The sequence below is a fragment of the Sinorhizobium saheli genome, assembly GCF_001651875.1.
Classification (GTDB): Bacteria; Pseudomonadota; Alphaproteobacteria; order Rhizobiales; family Rhizobiaceae; genus Sinorhizobium; species Sinorhizobium saheli.
In genome coordinates this window covers 25,037-43,603 of sequence record NZ_LNQB01000064.1, presented here as the reverse complement: position 1 = coordinate 43,603, position 18,567 = coordinate 25,037, and the positions used below count along the sequence as shown (strand labels likewise).

The 18,567-nt window shown below is 65.0% G+C and carries 13 protein-coding genes, 1 other RNA gene and 1 pseudogene; 8 read left to right on the top strand and 7 right to left on the bottom strand.

The features are described 5' to 3' along the window. The first annotated feature begins 44 nt into the window (after window positions 1-44). Window positions 45-1,952, top strand: a complete 1,908-nt coding sequence (locus ATB98_RS07485) for a TPR end-of-group domain-containing protein (RefSeq protein ID WP_157111027.1) — start codon at window positions 45-47, stop codon at window positions 1,950-1,952. A gap of 25 nt (window positions 1,953-1,977) precedes the next feature. On the opposite strand, the gene ATB98_RS07480 is transcribed toward ATB98_RS07485, so the two are convergent. The 6 genes and pseudogenes from ATB98_RS07480 to tkt all read right to left on the bottom strand — a co-directional run bounded on the left by ATB98_RS07480 (window position 1,978) and on the right by tkt (window position 9,379). Beyond that, window positions 1,978-2,892, bottom strand: a complete 915-nt coding sequence (locus tag ATB98_RS07480) for a PhzF family phenazine biosynthesis protein (RefSeq protein WP_066871327.1) — start codon at window positions 2,890-2,892, stop codon at window positions 1,978-1,980. Between the two features lie 256 nt (window positions 2,893-3,148). Then, window positions 3,149-4,174, bottom strand: a complete 1,026-nt coding sequence (locus tag ATB98_RS07475; RefSeq protein ID WP_066871324.1) for a class I fructose-bisphosphate aldolase — start codon at window positions 4,172-4,174, stop codon at window positions 3,149-3,151. Window positions 4,175-4,520: 346 nt separating this feature from the next. Next, window positions 4,521-5,720, bottom strand: a complete 1,200-nt coding sequence (locus tag ATB98_RS28830; protein ID WP_066871469.1) for a phosphoglycerate kinase — start codon at window positions 5,718-5,720, stop codon at window positions 4,521-4,523. 30 nt (window positions 5,721-5,750) lie between these two features. Continuing rightward, window positions 5,751-6,308 (bottom strand): annotated as a pseudogene (locus ATB98_RS29945) (putative glycolipid-binding domain-containing protein); the annotation flags it as partial. A 5-nt stretch (window positions 6,309-6,313) separates the two neighbouring features. Continuing rightward, a complete protein-coding gene (gap, locus tag ATB98_RS07465; RefSeq protein ID WP_066871321.1) occupies window positions 6,314-7,324 on the bottom strand; it encodes a type I glyceraldehyde-3-phosphate dehydrogenase in 1,011 nt (336 codons plus the stop codon). A gap of 72 nt (window positions 7,325-7,396) precedes the next feature. Continuing rightward, window positions 7,397-9,379: a transketolase gene (gene tkt, locus ATB98_RS07460; protein ID WP_066871318.1), complete on the bottom strand. Its 1,983-nt coding sequence runs from the start codon at window positions 9,377-9,379 to the stop codon at window positions 7,397-7,399. 397 nt (window positions 9,380-9,776) lie between these two features. Between tkt and ATB98_RS07455 the strand changes: the two genes are divergently transcribed. The 3 genes from ATB98_RS07455 (at window position 9,777) to ssrS (ending at window position 10,678) form a co-directional block, all read left to right on the top strand. Then, the gene (locus ATB98_RS07455) at window positions 9,777-10,046 is read left to right on the top strand and encodes a DUF4164 domain-containing protein (RefSeq protein WP_066871315.1); all 270 of its coding nucleotides are present in this window, start codon (window positions 9,777-9,779) and stop codon (window positions 10,044-10,046) included. Between the two features lie 11 nt (window positions 10,047-10,057). Beyond that, window positions 10,058-10,435 (top strand): cell division protein ZapA, encoded by a 378-nt coding sequence (locus tag ATB98_RS07450; RefSeq protein WP_066871312.1) that lies wholly within the window; start codon window positions 10,058-10,060, stop codon window positions 10,433-10,435. Between the two features lie 84 nt (window positions 10,436-10,519). After that, window positions 10,520-10,678: non-coding RNA, 6S RNA (ssrS, locus tag ATB98_RS07445), on the top strand. 184 nt (window positions 10,679-10,862) lie between these two features. Here the strand turns inward: ssrS and ATB98_RS07440 are convergent. Further along, window positions 10,863-11,762 (bottom strand): LysR family transcriptional regulator, encoded by a 900-nt coding sequence (locus ATB98_RS07440; RefSeq protein ID WP_066871310.1) that lies wholly within the window; start codon window positions 11,760-11,762, stop codon window positions 10,863-10,865. Between the two features lie 558 nt (window positions 11,763-12,320). Here ATB98_RS07440 and ATB98_RS07435 point away from each other — a divergent pair. The 4 genes from ATB98_RS07435 to ATB98_RS07420 all read left to right on the top strand — a co-directional run bounded on the left by ATB98_RS07435 (window position 12,321) and on the right by ATB98_RS07420 (window position 18,503). Then, on the top strand, window positions 12,321-12,893 hold the full coding sequence (locus tag ATB98_RS07435; protein WP_066871307.1) for a 5-formyltetrahydrofolate cyclo-ligase: 573 nt from the start codon (window positions 12,321-12,323) through the stop codon (window positions 12,891-12,893). Between the two features lie 123 nt (window positions 12,894-13,016). After that, window positions 13,017-13,841 carry a TIGR00282 family metallophosphoesterase gene (locus ATB98_RS07430; RefSeq protein ID WP_066871304.1) on the top strand — a complete coding sequence of 275 codons (825 nt, stop codon included), beginning with the start codon at window positions 13,017-13,019 and terminating at the stop codon, window positions 13,839-13,841. Between the two features lie 328 nt (window positions 13,842-14,169). Beyond that, on the top strand, window positions 14,170-15,324 hold the full coding sequence (locus tag ATB98_RS07425; protein WP_066871301.1) for an efflux RND transporter periplasmic adaptor subunit: 1,155 nt from the start codon (window positions 14,170-14,172) through the stop codon (window positions 15,322-15,324). Next, window positions 15,321-18,503 (top strand): efflux RND transporter permease subunit, encoded by a 3,183-nt coding sequence (locus tag ATB98_RS07420; protein ID WP_066871298.1) that lies wholly within the window; start codon window positions 15,321-15,323, stop codon window positions 18,501-18,503. The genes ATB98_RS07425 and ATB98_RS07420 overlap by 4 nt, the downstream gene beginning before the upstream one ends. Window positions 18,504-18,567 lie beyond the last annotated feature (64 nt).

Below are 18,567 nucleotides of genomic sequence, written 5' to 3'. Positions count from 1 at the left end.
CGCAAGTCTCCGCAGACACGTCGACAGGAAAAGGTTAAATTACCGTGCTCGGCCACAAGATGAAAATCGAGGGTCTCTTGGAACGCCGCCTCACCGCCATTCTCGCTGCCGACATCGTCGGCTACAGCCGTCTCATGGGGACGGACGAGGCCGGCACGCTGGCGGCGCTGAAGCGGCACCGCCGCGAGTTCCTGGAGCCGCAGATCGGCGAACACAGGGGGCGCATCGTCAAGCTAGCCGGCGACAGCATGCTCCTCGAATTCCCGAGCGTCGTGAATGCGGTCGCCTGCGCCGCCGCAATCCAGCGCGGCATGCTGGCGCGCAATGAAGGCCTGCCGCGAAGCAGGCGCATCGAACTCAGGATGGGCATTCATCTCGGCGACGTGATCGTCGAGGACGACGATATTTTTGGCGACGGCGTCAACGTGGCGGCGCGGCTCGAGGGGCTCGCCGATCCATCCGGCATTGCCGTTTCCGCCTCGGTGCGCGACCATGTCGGCTCGAGACTGGACATCGGCTTCATCGACAAGGGTGAATACAGCCTGAAGAACATTGCCTCGACGGTGCGCGTCTACACCGTGTCGCTCGGCGATGCCTCGGCGCGGCAAGCGGCCGAACCGTCGGGCTCGATGGTGGAGCCGGGCTATGAATTGTCGATCGCCGTCCTGCCGTTCACCAATATGAGCCTCGATCCGGAGCAGGAATATTTCTCCGACGGCATCACCGAGGACATCATCACCGATCTGTCGAAGATTTCGCGCCTGCACGTCGTCGCCCGCAACACCGTTTTCACCTACAAGGGCAAGGCCGTGAAGGTGAAGCAGGCCGCCCATGAGCTCGGCGTGCGCTTCATTCTGGAAGGCAGCGTGCGCAAGGCAGGCGAGCGCGTGCGCATTACCGGCCAGCTCATCGATGCGCAGACGGGCCTGCACCTGTGGGCCGATCGCTACGATCGCGACCTGACGGACATCTTCGCGATCCAGGACGAGATCACCCATGCCATCGTCGACCAGCTGAGGATCAAGCTCCTGCCGGAGGAGAAGAAGGCGATCGAGAGCGATCCGACCACCTCCGTCGAGGCCTATACCTATTATCTCCGCGGCCGGCAGTTCTCGCATACCTGGACCCGGCCGTACCTGCTGCTTGCGCGCCGTATGTTCCTGAAGGCCGTCGAGATCGATCCGAACTATGCCCGCGCCTATGCCGGCATCGCCGATTGCGAGGCGGCGATCAGGGAGTGGCACGAGAAGGAGTTTCCGCTGGAGAGCATTTTCGAGATGAGCGCCAGGGCCCTGGCTCTCGATCCGAATCTGGCCGAGGCCCACGCCTCGCGCGGGCTGGCGTTGACTCATGACGGGCAAAGGGAGGAGGCCGGCCGCGAGTTCCGCCAGGCGCTGGCGCTCGCCCCCTCGCTCTACGAGGCGAACATGTACTATGGGCGCTTCCTGTTTGCGGAGGGACGGTTCGAGGAAGCGGTCGGATTCTTCGAGCGGGCGGCCGAGATCCGGTCGGATGACTATTTTTCGCCGATTCACCTGATGGGCTGCTATTTCTCGCTCGGAATGGACGCCGAACGCCGGCACTGGGCGCGCATCGGCATCGAGCGGGCCGAACGCGCGCTCGAGCAGCACCCGGAAAATGCGAGCCCCGCCCATCGCGGCGCGCTGGCGCTTGCGCATCTGGGCGAAGCCGAGCGCGCGAGGGAATGGGTGGCGCGCGCGCTGGCGATCGATCCGGACGACGTGGTCGCGCAGTATAATGCGGCCTGCGTCCATTCGCTTCTCGGCGAATGCGACCGCGCGCTGGACCTGCTCGAGACCGTGGTGCCGCAGAGTTCTGCCTACCATCTCCTGTGGTTCAAGCAGGATGCCGACCTGGATGCGATTCGCGACCATCCCCGCTTCCGCGCGCTCCTCGACGCACTCGCGGATGAACATTCGCAGGTGGGTTGATTTCGGTCCCGCCGGCGACGCGCGGTCAGATCTCGATCGACCCGCGCATCGCCGTCACGCAACTGCCCGAAACGCCGACCTCGCGGACCGAGCCGTCCCTCTTGCTGACGCCGATCGTGATCAGGCTGCGGCGCCCCATCTCCACGCCCTGCTCGATGCCGATTTCGACCTCGGCGTCCGCATCGGCAAAGAGGGAGACGAGATAGGCGCCAAGCGCCGCGGAAGCGCTGCCGGTGGCCGGGTCCTCGATGACGTTGTCGAGCGGCGCGAACATGCGCGCCCTGATCTGCCACGGCTCGCCGGTGCGGGCATAGAGGAACAGGCTGAAACTGTCTTTGGCGAACCGACAGCGGGCGTTTGCCGCATCGAAGGCCGAAACGTTCGGCCGCGCCCGCGATAGCGTTGCAATGTCACGCACCTCGGCGACCGCGAAGGGAAGGCCGACGGAAATGCGCACCGGCGCGTGGGTCGCGTCGCTGAGATCGTCGGGGCTGAGCGAGGCACAGGCGGCAATCGTCGTCGCGTCGATGGCGGGCCCGACGCGAAGCGCCTGCGGGGCGACGATCCGCGCGCCCGTCACCGTGCCGCTCTCGCGGATGAGGGCGACCTCGACCAGCCCGGCCTTTTCCTCGAAGCGGAGCCTGTCGCCCGGTCCCCTCCCGAAGATTTCCCGTTGGCGGCCGAGCACGAAGGCCGTGCCGACATTCGGATGGCCGGCAAAGGGTATTTCGGTCGTCGGCGTGAAAATGCGCACCCGCGCCGTATTGGCCGGGTCCTCGGGCGGCAGGACGAAGGTCACTTCCGAATAGCCGAATTCCGTGGCGATCGCCTGCATCCTGGCGTCGCTCAAGCCGCGAGCGTCGGGAATGACGGCGAGCTGGTTGCCGGCGAAGCGCTCGGTGGTGAAGACGTCGACGGTGACATAGGCGACGCTGTTCATGGAAATGCTCCGATTTCGACCGACGACAGCTTTAGAGCGCTTGCCGGATCGGCGGAAACAGCGAACTTGTCTCCCTGACAATAGTTCCGCGCATACAAAGCCCGGCGACATCGCTGACGCCGGGCTTCTCCTCGCTCCCCTATGCATGTCTCCTTAAATCGACCTCGCTTGAAGGAGAAAGACGCTGTAACTTCAAAGGGTTACAGCGACATTTGCGCGTCTGACAGGACGCGCGGCGCTGTAAACGTTGCGCCGATCAAGCGGCCTTTTCGAGAGCCTTCTCCCAGCTACCCTTGGCGGCGAGGCTGCACATCTTGGCGCGATGGGTGAAGGCGCGCTGACCGGCGGCGACGTTTTCCGCCTTGCCGCTCCAGGCATTGAGCGCCTCCTGCTGCAGCGCCCGGCCGTAGGAGAAGGTGACCTTCCAGGGCAGGTCATGCGCCTTGTTGATCGCCGAGAGATGGGCTGTCGCCTCTTCCGTCGACTGGCCGCCGGAGAGGAAGGCGATGCCGGGCACGGCGGCCGGAACGGTGCGCCGCAACACCTTGACGGTGCGCTCGGCGACCTCGTCGACCGAGGCCTTGCGCGCCTTCTTGCCGTCGATCACCATGCTCGGCTTCAGGATCATGCCTTCGAGCTTCACCCGCGCGTCGCCGAGTTCCTCGAAGACGGTGCGCAGCACCCATTCGGTGACTTCTTCCGAGCGTTCGATCGAGTGGTTGCCCGGAGCGCCGTCCATCAGAACTTCCGGCTCGACGATCGGCACGATCCCGGCTTCCTGGCAGAGGGCGGCATAGCGGGCCAGAGCATGGGCATTGGCCTTGATCGCGCCCCAGGTCGGAAGGGCGTCGGAGATGGCGATCACGCCGCGCCATTTGGCGAAGCGCGCGCCGGCCTGATGATATTTGGCGAGGCGGGCGGCGAGCCCGTCGAGGCCCTCGGTGATCGTCTCGTTCGGGAAGTACGGCATCGGTTTGGCGCCGGTGTCGACCTTGATGCCGGGAACCGAACCCGCCTTGCGGATGATGTCGACGAGCGGGGTGCCGTCGGCCGCCTTCTGGAAAAGGGTCTCTTCGTAGAGGATGACGCCGGAGATGTACTGGCGCATCGCCTCGTCCGAGCGCAGCAGCATCTCGCGATAGTCACGGCGCGACGCCTCGGTGGACTCGAGCCCGATGCTGTCGAAGCGCTTCTTGATCGTTCCGGTCGACTCGTCAGCAGCAAGCAGCCCCCGGCCGTTGGCGACCATGGCAACCGCGATATCTTCCAGTCTTTCGCTCATCTTGTTCTCCTACACACAAGCGCCGATTTCCAGCGGAACGGCGCATGAAACAGGCTCGGTCTGAAGGCGCGAAAGACGCCTCTCGCGCCGCCGAACAAAGGCGCGATAACAGAAGATACCGTGTGGGAAAATGGCAGTAAAATCGCCTAAAACGATTTAAATAATTTTAATCGTTTGAAAAATTAGAACTTTTTGGCGGTCCATCCGAGAGGCTGCCCCTCACCCTGACCCTCTCCCCGTTCTGGCGGGGAGAAGGGACTGGAGGTTGCCACGAGTCCCATCGCCCCGCCTGCGGGGAGAAGGGCCGGCAGGCCGGATGGGGGGGCGGCAATAGCTGCTGCCGCGCTCACTTCGCCTGGCGGAGGATGTCGACGCCCGGCAGCGGCTTGCCTTCCATCCATTCGAGGAAGGCGCCGCCGGCGGTCGAGACATAGCTGAAGTCGTCGGCGACCTCGGCATGGTTGAGTGCTGCGACCGTATCGCCGCCGCCGGCGACGGAGACGAGCGCGCCGGCCCGGGTGCGGCTCGCCGCGTGCTCAGCCACGGCGACGGTCGCCCTGTCGAAGGGCGCGATTTCGAAGGCGCCGAGCGGACCGTTCCAGACGAGGGTTTCGGCGCGCGAAATCCAGTCGCTGACGGCCGCGACGGATTTCGGGCCGACGTCGAGCACCATGGCGTCGGCCGGGATCGCCTTGATGTCGACGACCTCGTTGTCGGCGCCGGCCTTGAATTCACGGGCGACGACGCCGTCTTCCGGCAGCACGATGGCGCAACCGGCGGCGTCCGCCGCCGCGACGATCGACCTCGCGGTTTCCGCAAGGTCGTGCTCGCAAAGCGACTTGCCGACATCGATGCCCTGCGCGGCGAGGAACGTGTTGGCCATGCCGCCGCCGATGACGAGCGCGTCGACCTTCTTCACGAGGTTCTGCAGGAGGTCGATCTTGGTCGAGACCTTGGCGCCGCCAACGATCGCGACGACCGGGCGCTTCGGATTGCCGAGGCCTTTTTCCAGCGCTTCCAGTTCGGCCTGCATGGTACGGCCGGCATAGGCGGGAAGATGGTGCGCGAGGCCTTCGGTCGAGGCGTGGGCGCGGTGGGCTGCCGAGAACGCATCGTTGACATAGAGGTCGCCGTTGGCGGCGAGCGCCGTGACGAAGGCGGGGTCGTTCTTCTCCTCGCCCTTGTGGAAGCGGGTGTTTTCGAGGAGCAGCACGTCGCCGTCGTTCAACTCGGCAATCGCCCCGGCGGCCTTGTCGCCGATGCAGTCGGCGGCGAAATAGACGCGCTGGTCGAGGATCTCCTCGACGGCCGGAGCGATCGTCTTTAGCGACATGTCTTCGACGGGTTCACCCTTCGGACGACCGAAATGGGCGAGCAGGATGACCTTCGCACCCTTTTCGGAGAGCTCGCGGATTGTCGGCGCCACGCGCTCGATGCGGGTGGTGTCGGTGACCTGGCCGTCCTTCACCGGCACGTTGAGGTCGACGCGTACGAGCACGCGCTTGCCGGCAATGTCGGTCAGGTCGTCGAGAGTCTTGAAAGTCATCAGATGGTCTCCGGATAGTCTCTGGAAAAGGGTGGGGTAGTCGATGACGAGGCCGTCCTCGTCGACGGCGAGATCGGCGGTGAAGCTGCGGTCCTCCGCCTCGTAGCGATAGAGCTTGCCGTCTTCGAGGCAGGTGTAATGCTGGCCGTCGACCGTGGGTTCGAAGCTGTCGAACGGCACGTAGAGCATCTTGAGCCTGGCGGTGCCGGATTGCCGGTCGAGGCCGAGGCGCCTGATCGGCAGCGTGTTGGTGAAGGGCGTGCCGGCAAGATCGACGTCGATGCAGCCGTCGAACTCCGGCAGTGCCGTGCCGTCGGCCCGGCGCCAATGGCCGTGTCCGTCGGACAGGAGATGGAGCCTCCGTCCCTGCGTGGTTTCGACAAGGACGGAAAAGACGCGCCAGAGGGCGTCGCAGTCGATGCGATAGCGCACGCCGTAGGGCACGCCGCCGCGCTCGCCGATGAGAACGCTTTCGGCGCGGATGGCCGCGCCGACGGGTGTGTCCAAAGGTCTGACCGTCAGATGTTCGAGCCCTTCCCCCTCGAGCGGGCGCCAGCGCACCGTCGTTGAGGAAAGGGCCCGGAACATCGGTCTTAGAGGAGCTTGCCGAGGGCGACCGCCGTGTCGGCCATGCGGTTGGAGAAGCCCCATTCGTTGTCGTACCAGGACAGGATCGACACGAACTTGCCTTCCATAACCTTGGTCTGGTCCATGTGGAAGACCGAGGAATGCGGGTCATGGTTGAAGTCGGTCGAAACGTTCGGCTGGAGCGTATAGCCGAGAACGCCCTTGAGCGGGCCATCGGCGGCAGCCTTGATGGCGGCGTTGATCTCTTCCTTGGTGGTTTCGCGCTTGGCGACGAACTTCAGGTCGACGACCGAGACGTTCGGGGTCGGCACGCGCACGGAGATGCCGTCGAGCTTGCCCTTGAGTTCCGGCAGCACGAGACCGACCGCCTTGGCAGCGCCGGTGGACGTCGGGATCATCGACAGCGCCGCGGCACGGGCACGGTAGAGATCCTTGTGCATCTGGTCGAGCGACGGCTGGTCGTTGGTGTAGGAGTGGATCGTCGTCATCATGCCGTGATCGATGCCGATGGCGTCGTGCAGCACCTTAGCGACCGGCACCAGGCAGTTGGTCGTGCAGGAGGCGTTGGAGATGACGAGGTGATCCTTCGTCAGCTTGTCGTGGTTGACGCCGTAGACGACCGTCAGGTCGGCGCCGTCGGCCGGGGCCGAGACGATGACGCGCTTGGCGCCGGCCTCGAGATGGGCGGCCGCCTTGTCGCGGGCGGTGAAGATGCCGGTGCACTCCATCGCGATGTCGACGCCGAGCTCCTTGTGCGGCAGTTCGGCCGGGTTGCGGATCGCGGTCACCTTGATCGGCTTGCCGTTGTTGATGACGATCGCGTCGCCGTCGACCTTCACATCGGCCGGGAAGCGGCCATGGACCGAATCGAAGCGCAGCAGATGGGCGTTGGTCTCGACCGGACCAAGGTCGTTGATGGCGACGACTTCGATGTCCGTGCGGCCGGATTCGACGATGGCGCGGAGAACGTTGCGGCCGATGCGGCCGAAACCGTTGATGGCGACTTTCACTGTCATATCGGGTCTCTCCCTGTCAGTCAGAATGCGTGGTCGGAAAGGAGGTCGCCCCGGGGACGCCCTCCGGCTTGGTCAGGACAGCTTGGCTTCCGCGGCGGCGACCACCGCTTCCGGCGTAATGCCGAAGTGCTTGTAAAGGTCCTTGTAGGGACCGGAGGCACCGAAGCTCGACATGCCGACGAACGTGCCGTCGCTGCCGATGATATGATCCCAGCCCTGGCGAACGCCGGCCTCGACCGCGATCTTGACCGGCGAATTGCCGATGATCGCCTGCTGGTATTCTTCGCTCTGCTCGGCGAAGAGTTCGACGCAGGGTACGGAGACGACGCGCGTCGAGATGCCCTTGGCGGCGAGTGCCTGGCTCGCCTTGACGGCGATCTCGACTTCCGAGCCGGTGGCGAAGACCGTGACCTGCGCAGCGCTTGCGGGGATCAGGTCATAGGCGCCGCGGGCGCAGAGGTTCTCCTCCTTGTATTCGGTGCGCACGGCCATCAGGTTCTGGCGCGTGAGCGCGATTGCCGAGGGACGCTTGCGGCTTTCAAGCGCGAGCTGCCAGCATTCGGCGGTCTCCGTCGCGTCCGCCGGGCGGAACACCAGGAGGTTCGGGATGGCGCGCAGCGAGGCCAGGTGCTCGACCGGCTGGTGGGTCGGCCCGTCTTCCCCGAGGCCGATCGAATCGTGGGTGAGCACGTGGATGACGCGGATGCCCATCAGCGCGGCGAGGCGGATCGAGGGGCGGCAGTAATCCGAGAAGATCAGGAAGCCGCCGGAATAGGGGATGAGGCCGCCGTGCAGGGCAATGCCGTTCATGGCCGCCGCCATGCCGTGCTCGCGCACGCCGTAGTGGATGTAGCGGCCGGAGAAATCGCTCGGGGTGATCGAGTGGGTCTGGCTCGTCTTGGTGTTGTTGGAGCCGGTCAGGTCGGCAGAGCCGCCGATCGTCTCGGCGAGCACGCCGTTGATCACTTCAAGCGCGTCCTCGGAGGCCTTGCGGGTCGCGGGCGACGGCTTGGTTTCGGCGAGCTTCTGCTTGTAGGCGCTGATCGCCGGGGCGAGGCTGCCTTCGAGTTCGCCGGCGAAACGGCGGACGAACTGTGCCTTCTTCTCCGCCTCGGCCGCTTCGAGCCGCTCTTCCCATTCCTTGCGCGCCTTGACCGAGCGCAGGCCGGCAAGGCGCCAGGCGTCGAGCACGTCGGAAGGAACGGCAAAGGGCTCGGCTTCCCAGCCGAGCGCCTTGCGCGTGGCGGCGATTTCCTCGGCGCCGAGCGGCGAACCATGGACCTTGTGCGTGCCGGCCTTGTTCGGGGCGCCGAAGCCGATCACCGTCTTGCAGGCGATCATCGTCGGCTTGTCGGACTTCTGCGCCTCCTCGATCGCGGCGGCGATCGCTTCCGGATCATGGCCGTCGACGGCGATCGTGTGCCACTTGGAGGCGCGGAAGCGGGCGTGCTGGTCGGTCGAGTCAGCGATCGAGATCGGGCCGTCGATCGAGATGTTGTTGTCGTCCCAGAAGACGATCAGCTTGTTGAGCTTCAGATGGCCGGCAAGTGCGATCGCCTCCTGGCTGATGCCTTCCATCAGGCAGCCGTCGCCGGCGATCACATAGGTGTAGTGATCCATCAGCTCGGCGCCGAACTCCTCGCCGAGCTTGCGCTCGGCGAGCGCCATGCCGACGGCATTGGCAATGCCCTGGCCGAGCGGGCCGGTGGTCGTCTCGATGCCGGCGGCGTGGCCGTATTCCGGATGGCCGGCCGTCCTCGAGCCGAGCTGGCGGAAGTTCCTGATCTCGTCGATCGTGATGTCGTCGTAGCCCGTCAGGTAGAGCAGCGAATAGAGCAGCATCGAGCCGTGGCCGGCCGACAGCACGAAGCGGTCGCGGTTCGGCCAGCCGGGATGCTTCGGGTCAAAACTCAGATAACGGGTGAAGAGGACCGTTGCGATGTCGGCGACACCCATCGGGAGGCCCGGGTGGCCGGAATTTGCTTTCTCGACGGCGTCCATGGAGAGGAAACGGATCGCATTCGCCATCCGATCGTGTTTTTCGCGAGAGATCATGACTGTTCCGTTTGCGTTCGGTGGTCAGGGGACGGTCTCTATCCTCCAAAGACCGTATGAGAAGCGGCAGACACATAGCAGGTGCACGGGCTGAGTCAACAAATACGGGCACCTCCGCGACAATTGGCGGCGCCGCCTTTAGTATGCCTTTTTCGGAGGCAAAACGCACCGCCAGGGCGCCGTCCGCGCATGAAGATCGACGATCCACAGCTTCCGCTCGCCATCGTCGCGGCTGGCATTGTTGAGACTTGGATAATAGGTTTAAAAGGATAGGGCGCCGGGACGGGTTCATTGCTGCGATTCGGCCCGGAGCGGGCGCATCGGAGTAAGGCGCGAGGGCTCGGCGCTTTGTTTTCGGGCAGCGCGAAGCCGCTTCCCTGGAGAGGTATCGAAAGTCATGCCGGCAAAGACGGTCAAGGCGGCGATCGAGGAGTTGCAGAGCGCGGTTCAATCCCTTGACATCGCGATCGACGGCCGCTTCGACAAGGAAAAGGATTTAAGCGAGTTCGAGGGCGAAGTGCGGCGGGTCAACGAGGACCGCTCGCGGCTGGCGCAGGAGCTCGACGAGTCGCAGTTCCGCGCCAACCGGCTGGAAGAGGTCAATCGCGAGGTGTCCCGTCGTCTCGTGACGGCAATGGAAACCATTCGGGCGGTGCTCGATCGTTGAGGTTCTGAAGCATGGCGCAGGTTACGGTGACGATCGACGGCAAGGCCTATCGCATGGCCTGCGAGGAGGGACAGGAAGACCACCTCAGTGACCTCGCCGCTCGGTTCGACCAGTATGTCAGCCATCTCAAGGGCCAGTTCGGCGAGATCGGCGACCTCAGGCTGACGGTGATGGCGGGCATCATGGTCATGGACGAACTGAGCGAGGTCAACCGGCGGCTGAAGGGCCTCGAGGCCGAGGTCGACAGCTTGAAGAGGGGCCGAGACGCATCGCTTTCCGATCAGGCGAGAAGCGAGGAGGCGCTCGCCTCGGCGCTTGCCGAAGTGACGGCGCAGATCCACGGCATCACCGCAAGGCTCAACGGCCGTCCCGCGGCGCCGGCGAACTGACGCCCCGGCTCCTTTTCCGCGAAATTTGCGAGGCGAGTGCAAGAGCACTCTGGCGAAATCCGCCGCGACGTTCTATATCTCGGGCGCGGTCTGCGCTTCCCGACAGGAACCACAATCCCCGGGGCCATACACGATCTCAAGGGAACTGTCCCTGGCCGGACTCGTGGGTTCGGACATACGGTGCCCACCTACCTAGTAGGCGCCCGGGATCGTAGATTATCCATCGGTCGTTGTGGATCGCACTTTCCTTCTTTGTGAGAAAAGACCCCTCCCCAAAGGTGCGAGGGGCAAGCGCCCGTTGTGCCCGCCTGCCATTTTCGACAGCCGCATCAAGCGCGAACATAGCGGGGGACGGTGACGGTTGCGGCAAGGACAGCCCTCGCTCCTGTGGGGAGGGGGTTCGGGAGGGGCTTGCAGCCAGTGCGCCCTATGACCCCGCCCCGAAGGCGCGGCGGATGGCGTCGGCCATCGCGTCGAGCGTCGGCGACCGGTTTCCCCGTCGGGTCCGCAGCACGACATTCGACATGTCGATGATGCCGAAACCGTCTTCCTCGGTGAGTTCGCGGCAGCCGGGCGGTATGGCGCTGCGCGACAGGGGAGCAATGGCGAGACCGGAGACGACGGCGGCGATCAGGCCGCTGCCGGTGCGGCTCACATAGGCGGCGCGGCTCTCCACGCCGCATTTCTTCAGGCAGCGCATCGCGAGGTCGTCGCACCAGCCGCCTTCTATATGGGTGTAGGTGGCGATCGGCACGGGCCGGCGCTCGTGCGTGCCGTGTTGCTCCGAGGTCGCCCAGACGGTGGGGTCGACCATCAGGACCTCGTTGCGGCTTCGTCCGCCGGGCTCGAAAACCACGGCGACGTCGATTTCGCCGGCATCGAGGGCGGCGAGGTTCGACATCGAGGTTCCCTGCTGCACCGTCACTTCCACGCCCGGATGGACGGCGGCGAAGGCGCCGAGCGCCTTCGGCAGCGCGGAGTTGATGTATTCCTCGGGAATGCCGATGCGGACCGAGCCGTCGAGCACCGGCAGGCGCATTGCGGCAGCCGTATCGTCGAGGAGGGCGACGATGCGCCTGGCATTATCGACGAGGCGCCGGCCCTGTGCGGTCAGGACCACGCCGCGCGAATGCCGCTCGAAAAGCGCCAGGCCGATCTGATCCTCGAGCTTCCTGATCTGCATGCTGACGGCCGACTGCGTGCGTCTGACCGTATCGGCAGCCCGTGTCAGGTTGCCGGTATCGGCAACCGCAAGAAAGGTTCGGAGCAGGTCGCTGTCGAGGGGAAGTGACATCGGGGCGCCATTAGAAAATCTGATGACAGGCATGCTCCCAATTCGTTTGTCGCATGTCAACGGAAAGCGGAAGATCGGAGTCGCGTTCTTCCGAAGGTTCTCGCCATGCCTGTCCTGGTCATTCCCGCCGATCCGCTTCCCCGCACACCATCGCCGTTTGCCGCCGTCGCCGAATGGTGGCGCTCCGCCTCGCGCTTGATTGCGAACGGGCACTGGTCCGTCGCCGTGGCGACAGGCGACTCCTTGCGGACGCCGGCATTGCGGAGTGCGCTCGGCCGGACAGTGGCGTTCGCCATCTCCACTGGATGCTATAAATCAGCTCGAGCCGATGGCCGCGGAAGATCGCCTTGGCGCGATCGTGCGTCCTGATCCTCTAATTATCTGAATGCATGAGCATATCTTCCTGCGTGCGACGCGCGACCGGCGGCGATGATGAACGGCGCACCAATGCCGTGCGGGTTCGGGAACGACCCAGCCCCTGTCGCGAAACTGTTGCAAAAGCGGCGCCGACATGGTTCCAGCTACCGGGCTTTTTGCGCTACATGAGCGCAGAAGCGGCACCGGGCCGGTCTGTCGGGAAAGGGGCGTTGGATGTCACCGAAGGATTTGAAGGCTGCGTTGCGGAAGGAAAGCCTGGCGCTGCGTGACGCGATGCCGGCGGAAGTGCGGATCGAGGCGAGCCTCGCCATGGCCGACCATGCCGGCGACATCATCGCGCTCGACCCCGGCCATGTCGTCTCGGGTTTCTGGCCGATCCGCTCGGAGGCCGATATCCGGCCGCTGATGGTGCGGCTCAAGGACCGCGGCGCGCGGCTCTGCCTGCCGGTGATCATGGACAAGCAGACGATCGTGTTCCGCGAACTCCTCGACGGCATCGCGGTGGTCGAAACCGGTTTCGGCACGACGGGGCCGGGCCCGGACGCGCCGGAGGTGGACCCGGATATCATGCTCGTGCCGCTTTCGGCCTTCGACGCTACCGGTCATCGCATCGGCTACGGCGCCGGCTATTACGATCGCGCGATCGACCGCTTGCGACGGAAAGGCCACCTTCCGCGCCTGATCGGGATTGCATTCGACTGCCAGGAAGTGGCATCAGTACCGGCCGAACCGCATGACGTGCCGTTGGACGCCGTATTGACGGAGAGCGGTTTTCGGCATTTTTGAGCGGGATGGGGAAAGGGTGCTCGGGTTTCCGCCCGCATTCCGCTCCGACGTTTTCGAATCGACGGCGTTCCGGACCGGGCAGATGCGGCCCGGGTCATCGCCGTTCCAAGCAGGATTGAGCGCATGCGGCTTCTGTTTCTGGGAGACATGGTGGGCAGGACGGGCCGCATGGCGGTCTGGGAACGCCTCCCGGGGCTGGTCAGCGACTTCAAGCTCGACTTCGTCATCGTCAACGGCGAGAACGCCGCCGGCGGCTTCGGCATCACCGAGGACATCTTCCTCGAGACGATCAGCGCCGGCGCCGACGTGGTGACGACCGGCAACCATGTCTGGGACCAGAAGGAGGCCGTGGTCTTCTGCGAGCGGCACGACCAGTTCCTGCGGCCGGCAAACTATCCGGCGGGGACTCCCGGCCGGGGCTCCAATCTCTTCTTCGCCCGCAACGGCGCCCGTGTCCTGGTCGCCAACGTCATGGGCCGGGTCTTCATGCATCCCGAGCTCGACGATCCCTTTAAATGCGCCGAAGCGATCCTCGATGCGTGCCCGCTGCGGGAACAGGCCGATGCCATCGTCTTCGACTTCCATGCCGAGGCGACGAGCGAGAAGCAGTGCTTCGGCCATTTCGTCGACGGCCGCGCCAGCTTCGTGGTGGGCACCCATACGCATGTGCCGACCGCCGACCACCAGATACTCAACGGCGGCACCGGCTATATCAGCGACGCCGGCATGTGCGGCGACTACGACTCCTCGCTCGGCATGGACAAGGAAGAGCCGCTCAACCGCTTCATCTCGAAAATGCCGAAGGGCCGTTTCGAGGCGGCGTCGGGACCGGCGACGCTCTGTGGCGTCGGCGTCGAGATCTCCGACCGCACCGGGCTGACCGAAAAGATCGCGCCGCTGCGCATCGGCCCGCGGCTCGCCGAGACGGTTCCGGACTTCTGGTCCTGAACAAGTGCGACGCGCTTTCGGGGTGTCCAAATGCGCCTGCGGGCGGCGACGCGTCTCGGAGCCGAAGCGCAGACCTGTCTTTTTCGGGGTGACACTGCGCAAAAATGGTGGCAGGTTAGCGCACAAAACCAGAGCCGCATCGAGCGGTCGCTGTCGCAAGTTTCCATGTTTCTAAAGAGTTAGGCGGGACGCGGCGGAAGACCGCATATCTCTTTCCTCCCGCCCGGGTGCCGCCGGAGCCGAGTGCTCCGACTGGAATGTCGCCGCGGCCACTTTTCTATCCCGCGCCGGGGCGATCTTGAAGTTTCAAGTGTCCTGGAGAGCATGCATGTTGCGAAAGTGGCATTTGCCGGCGATTCTCGCCATTTCCCTTTTCACGTCGGTGTCCGCGTCTGCGCAGGATGCGCAACTGCCGACGGTTACCGTTGCCAAGCCGGTGGTGCGCGACGTCATCGATGCCGACGAGTTCATCGGTCGCTTCGAGGCGGTCGACGAGGTGTCGATCCGCTCGCGCGTCGGCGGCTACCTCGATCAGGTCTTCTTCACCGACGGTTCGATGGTGAAGAAGGGCGACAAGCTCTTCCTCATCGACCAGCGGCCGTTCCAGACAGCACTCTCCCAGGCGGAAGCCTCGCTCGAGGCAGCGCGGTCGACGCTCGATTTTGCCGACACGACGTTCAAGCGGACGGAGTCGCTTGCCGGCACGGGCACGCTTTCCGTATCCAGGCTTGACGACGACCGGCGGGCGCTGCTGGCGGCGCAGGCGAATGTGCGCGGCGCGGAAGCGGCCGTCGAGCGGGCCAAGCTCGATCTCGAATACACCACCATCACCGCGCCGCTCAGCGGCCGGGTCGACCGCCGGCTGATCTCGCCGGGCAACCTCGTCCAGGCGGACCAGACGGTGCTGACGACGATCGTTTCGCTCGACCCGATCGACTTTTACTTCGACGTCGACGAGCGCCGGCTGCTCTCCTATGCGAGCACGGCGCGCGAGCGGGGGAGCGCATTGCAGGAAGGCGCCGGCTCGCTCAAGGTGCTGGTGACGATCGCCGACGCCAACGAGGCGCCCTTCGAGGGCAAGCTCGATTTTGCGGAAAATCGCGTCGACAACCAGACCGGCACGATGCGCCTGCGCGCCCGTTTTTCCAATCCGAATTTCATACTGCAGCCGGGCCTCTTCGGGCGCGTCGAAGTGGAGGGCTCCAACACCTATCGGGCGATCCTCGTTCCGGACGAGGCCATCGGTGCCGACCAGAACGAACGGGTCGTTTACGAAGTCAGCCAGGATGGCAGCGTCACCCCCAAGCCGGTGCGGCTTGGACCGCGCGTGCATGGTTATCGGGTTATCCGCAGCGGCATGACGGGGGATGAGACGATCATCGTCAACGGCGTGATGCGTGCCGCCAGACCGGGCGCGAAGGTGAAGCCGGAACTCGTCGTGCTGCCGCAGGAAGCACCGCAGTCGGCGGAGAACAGCCAATGAGGTTTGCGCACTTCTTCGTCGATCGGCCGATCTTCGCATCGGTGCTGTCGATCGTTCTCCTGATCGTCGGCAGCATCGCCTATTCCCAGCTTCCGGTGGCGCAATATCCGGAAATCGCGCCGCCGACCATCGTCGTCAGAGCCTCCTATCCCGGGGCCGACGCCGAGACGGTAGCCAATACGGTCGCCACCCCGCTCGAGCAGGAGATCAACGGCGTCGAGAACATGCTCTACATGTCCTCCTATTCGACCGCCGACGGGTCAATGGCGCTGACGATCACCTTCAAGCTCGGCACGGACCTCGACCAGGCGCAGGTGCTGGTGCAGAACCGTGTTTCCATCGCCGAGCCGCGATTGCCGGAGGACGTCCGCCGCATCGGCGTCACCACGACGAAAAGCTCGCCGGACCTGATGATGGTCGTGCACCTGCTTTCGCCGAACGATCGCTATGACCAGCTCTACGTCTCAAACTACGCGCGCACGCGCATCCGCGATCTTCTCGTGCGGCTGGACGGCGTCGGCGATGTCACGCTGTTCGGCGAGCGTGAATATGCGCTTCGCGTCTGGCTCGACCCGCAGAAGCTCTCCGCCTATGGCATGACCTCCGGCGACGTCGTCGACGCGTTGCGGCAACAGAACGTCCAGGTCTCGGGGGGCTCCATCGGCGGTCCGCCGATGTCGGGCGACGCGGCATTCCAGTACACGGTGACGACCGACGGCCGCTTCAGCGACGCGCGGCAATTCCGCTACGTGATCGTCAAGGCTTCCGAGGAGGGCAGGCTGGTGCAGTTGCAGGACGTCGCCCGCATCGAGCTCGGCGCCCGCGAATATGTCACCAACAGCTACCTGAACGGCAGCCCGGCCGTGGCGCTCGGCATCTTCTCGCGCCCCGGCACCAATGCGCTCGCCGCGGCCGAAGCCATCCAGGCGACGATGTCGGACCTGTCGAGGGACTTTCCCGAAGGCCTCGAATACAAGATCGTCTACAACCCGACCGAATTCATCTCCGAGTCGATCAACGAGGTCTACAAGACGATCGGCGAGGCGGCTATCCTCGTGGCGCTGGTGGTGATCGTTTTCCTGCAGTCCTGGCGCACCGCGATCATCCCGATCGTCGCCATTCCCGTTTCGCTCGTCGGCACCTTCGCGCTGCTCTATGCCTTCGGCTTCTCCCTGAACATGCTGACGCTTTTCGGCCTGGTGCTGGCGATCGGCATCGTCGTCGACGACGCGATCGTCGTCGTCGAGAATGTCGAGCGCAATCTGGCGCAAGGCATGACGCCGCGGGAGGCGGCGCATGTGACAATGGACGAGGTGGGCGCGGCGGTGGTCGCAATCTCCCTCGTCCTGACCGCGGTGTTCGTTCCGACCGCCTTCATCCCGGGCATTGCCGGCCAGTTCTATTTGCAATTCGCGGTGACGATCGCGGTGGCGACGGTGATCTCGGCGATCAACTCGCTGACGCTGTCGCCGGCGCTTGCCGCCGTCCTGCTGCGCCCGCACGAGAACCATGAACATGAGAGCCGCAATCCGCTGACGCGGCTCGGTCGCGGCTTCGCCAATGGCTTCAATCGCGGCTTCGACCGCATGGCCGATGGCTATGGATGGGCGGTCCGCCATCTCGTCAAGACGCGGATGGCGATCGTTGCGTCCCTTGTCGTCTTCGTCGGCCTCCTGGGCGCGACCGCCTACATGGCGCAGGTCGTGCCCCGGGGCTTCATACCGCAGATGGACCAGGGCTATGCCATCGTCGTTATCCAGCTTCCGGATGGGGCTTCGCTGGCGCGGACCGACGCCGTCGTGCAGCGGGCCTCCGAGATGGTGCGCAAAGTGCCGGGCGTTCGCGACGCGGTCGCCTTTGCCGGCTTCAGCGGCGCCACCTCCACCAATGCCTCCAATCAAGGGGTCATTTTCACGCCCTTCGACAGTTTCGAGGAGCGGCTCGAGCACGGGCAAAGCGCCACCGAGATCGTCGGCCAGATCTTCGGAACGATGCAGAGCCTCCAGGAGGCCTTCATCATCGCGGTGCCGCCGCCTCCCGTGCGCGGCATAGGCAATTCCGGCGGTTTCAAGATGCAGATCATGGACCGCCAGAACGCCGACATGGGCCGGGCGCTGACGCTTGCTCACCAGATGATGGGAGCCGCCAGCCAGACCAGGGACCTCATAGGCGTCTTCACCACCTTCTCGGCCTCGAGCCCGCAATTCTTCCTGGCGATCGACCGTGACAAGGCGCGGGCGCTGAACGTGCCGATCCCGAACATCTTCGAGACGCTGTCGATCAATCTCGGGACCTCCTACGTCAACGACTTCAACGCGTTCGGCCGCGTCTACCAGGTCCGCGCCCAGGCCGACCAGCAGTACCGCGTCGAGCGGGACGACATCCTCGCGCTGAAGGTGCGTTCCGCCTCGGGTGCACTGGTGCCGCTCGGCACGCTCGTCGAGATCCGCGACACGAGCGGACCCTCGCTCGTCCAGCGCTACAACATGTATGTCTCCGTCCCCGTGCAGGGCAGTCCGGCGCCCGGCGTCTCGACCGGCTCCGCGCTCGACAGGATGGAGGCGCTTGCCGCCCAGATATTGCCGCAGGGCACGACCTTCGAATGGACGGAGCTCGCCTTCCAGGAGCGCCAGACCGGCAATACCGCCGTCTTCATCTTCGCGCTTTCGGTCATCTTCGTGTTCCTGGCGCTGGCGGCGCAATATGAGAGCTGGATACTGCCGCTGGCGATCATCCTGATCGTACCGCTTGCCGTTCTTGCCGCCCTCGTCGGCGTTTCGCTGCGCGGTTTCGACAACAACGTGCTGACGCAGATCGGGCTCATCGTGCTGATCGGGCTTGCGGCCAAGAATGCGATCCTGATCGTCGAGTTCGCCCGCCAGGGCGAGGAGGAGGGCAGGACGCCGGTCGAGGCGGCGATCGAGGCGAGCCGGCTGAGGCTGCGGCCGATCCTGATGACCGCCTTTGCCTTCATCCTCGGCGTCGTGCCGCTGGTGGTCGCGACCGGCCCCGGCGCCGAAATGCGCCAGTCGCTCGGCACTGCCGTGTTCGCCGGCATGCTCGGCGTCACCTTCCTCGGCCTGTTCCTGACGCCGGTCTTCTACGTGGCGCTGCGGTCGCTGCGGCGGAAGCGGTCGCCGGCGGCGGAGCCGGCGCCGGCGCCGGCACCGGGAGAATAGCCGCAAATGACGCGATTGTGAGCGGCCGTCATCCGTTCGTTGCTGGACGGAGCGGCGGCCGTGA

Bases quoted from the DNA above. Each gene is read 5' to 3' on its own strand.
- ATB98_RS07480 (WP_066871327.1), bottom strand. From the start codon at position 2,892: ATGAACAGCGTCGCCTATGTCACCGTCGACGTCTTCACCACCGAGCGC.
- ATB98_RS07475 (WP_066871324.1), bottom strand. From the start codon at position 4,174: ATGAGCGAAAGACTGGAAGATATCGCGGTTGCCATGGTCGCCAACGGC.
- ATB98_RS28830 (WP_066871469.1), bottom strand. From the start codon at position 5,720: ATGACTTTCAAGACTCTCGACGACCTGACCGACATTGCCGGCAAGCGC.
- gap (WP_066871321.1), bottom strand. From the start codon at position 7,324: ATGACAGTGAAAGTCGCCATCAACGGTTTCGGCCGCATCGGCCGCAAC.
- tkt (WP_066871318.1), bottom strand. From the start codon at position 9,379: ATGATCTCTCGCGAAAAACACGATCGGATGGCGAATGCGATCCGTTTC.
- ATB98_RS07455 (WP_066871315.1), top strand. From the start codon at position 9,777: ATGCCGGCAAAGACGGTCAAGGCGGCGATCGAGGAGTTGCAGAGCGCG.
- ATB98_RS07450 (WP_066871312.1), top strand. From the start codon at position 10,058: ATGGCGCAGGTTACGGTGACGATCGACGGCAAGGCCTATCGCATGGCC.
- ATB98_RS07440 (WP_066871310.1), bottom strand. From the start codon at position 11,762: ATGCCTGTCATCAGATTTTCTAATGGCGCCCCGATGTCACTTCCCCTC.
- ATB98_RS07435 (WP_066871307.1), top strand. From the start codon at position 12,321: ATGTCACCGAAGGATTTGAAGGCTGCGTTGCGGAAGGAAAGCCTGGCG.
- ATB98_RS07430 (WP_066871304.1), top strand. From the start codon at position 13,017: ATGCGGCTTCTGTTTCTGGGAGACATGGTGGGCAGGACGGGCCGCATG.
- ATB98_RS07425 (WP_066871301.1), top strand. From the start codon at position 14,170: ATGTTGCGAAAGTGGCATTTGCCGGCGATTCTCGCCATTTCCCTTTTC.
- ATB98_RS07420 (WP_066871298.1), top strand. From the start codon at position 15,321: ATGAGGTTTGCGCACTTCTTCGTCGATCGGCCGATCTTCGCATCGGTG.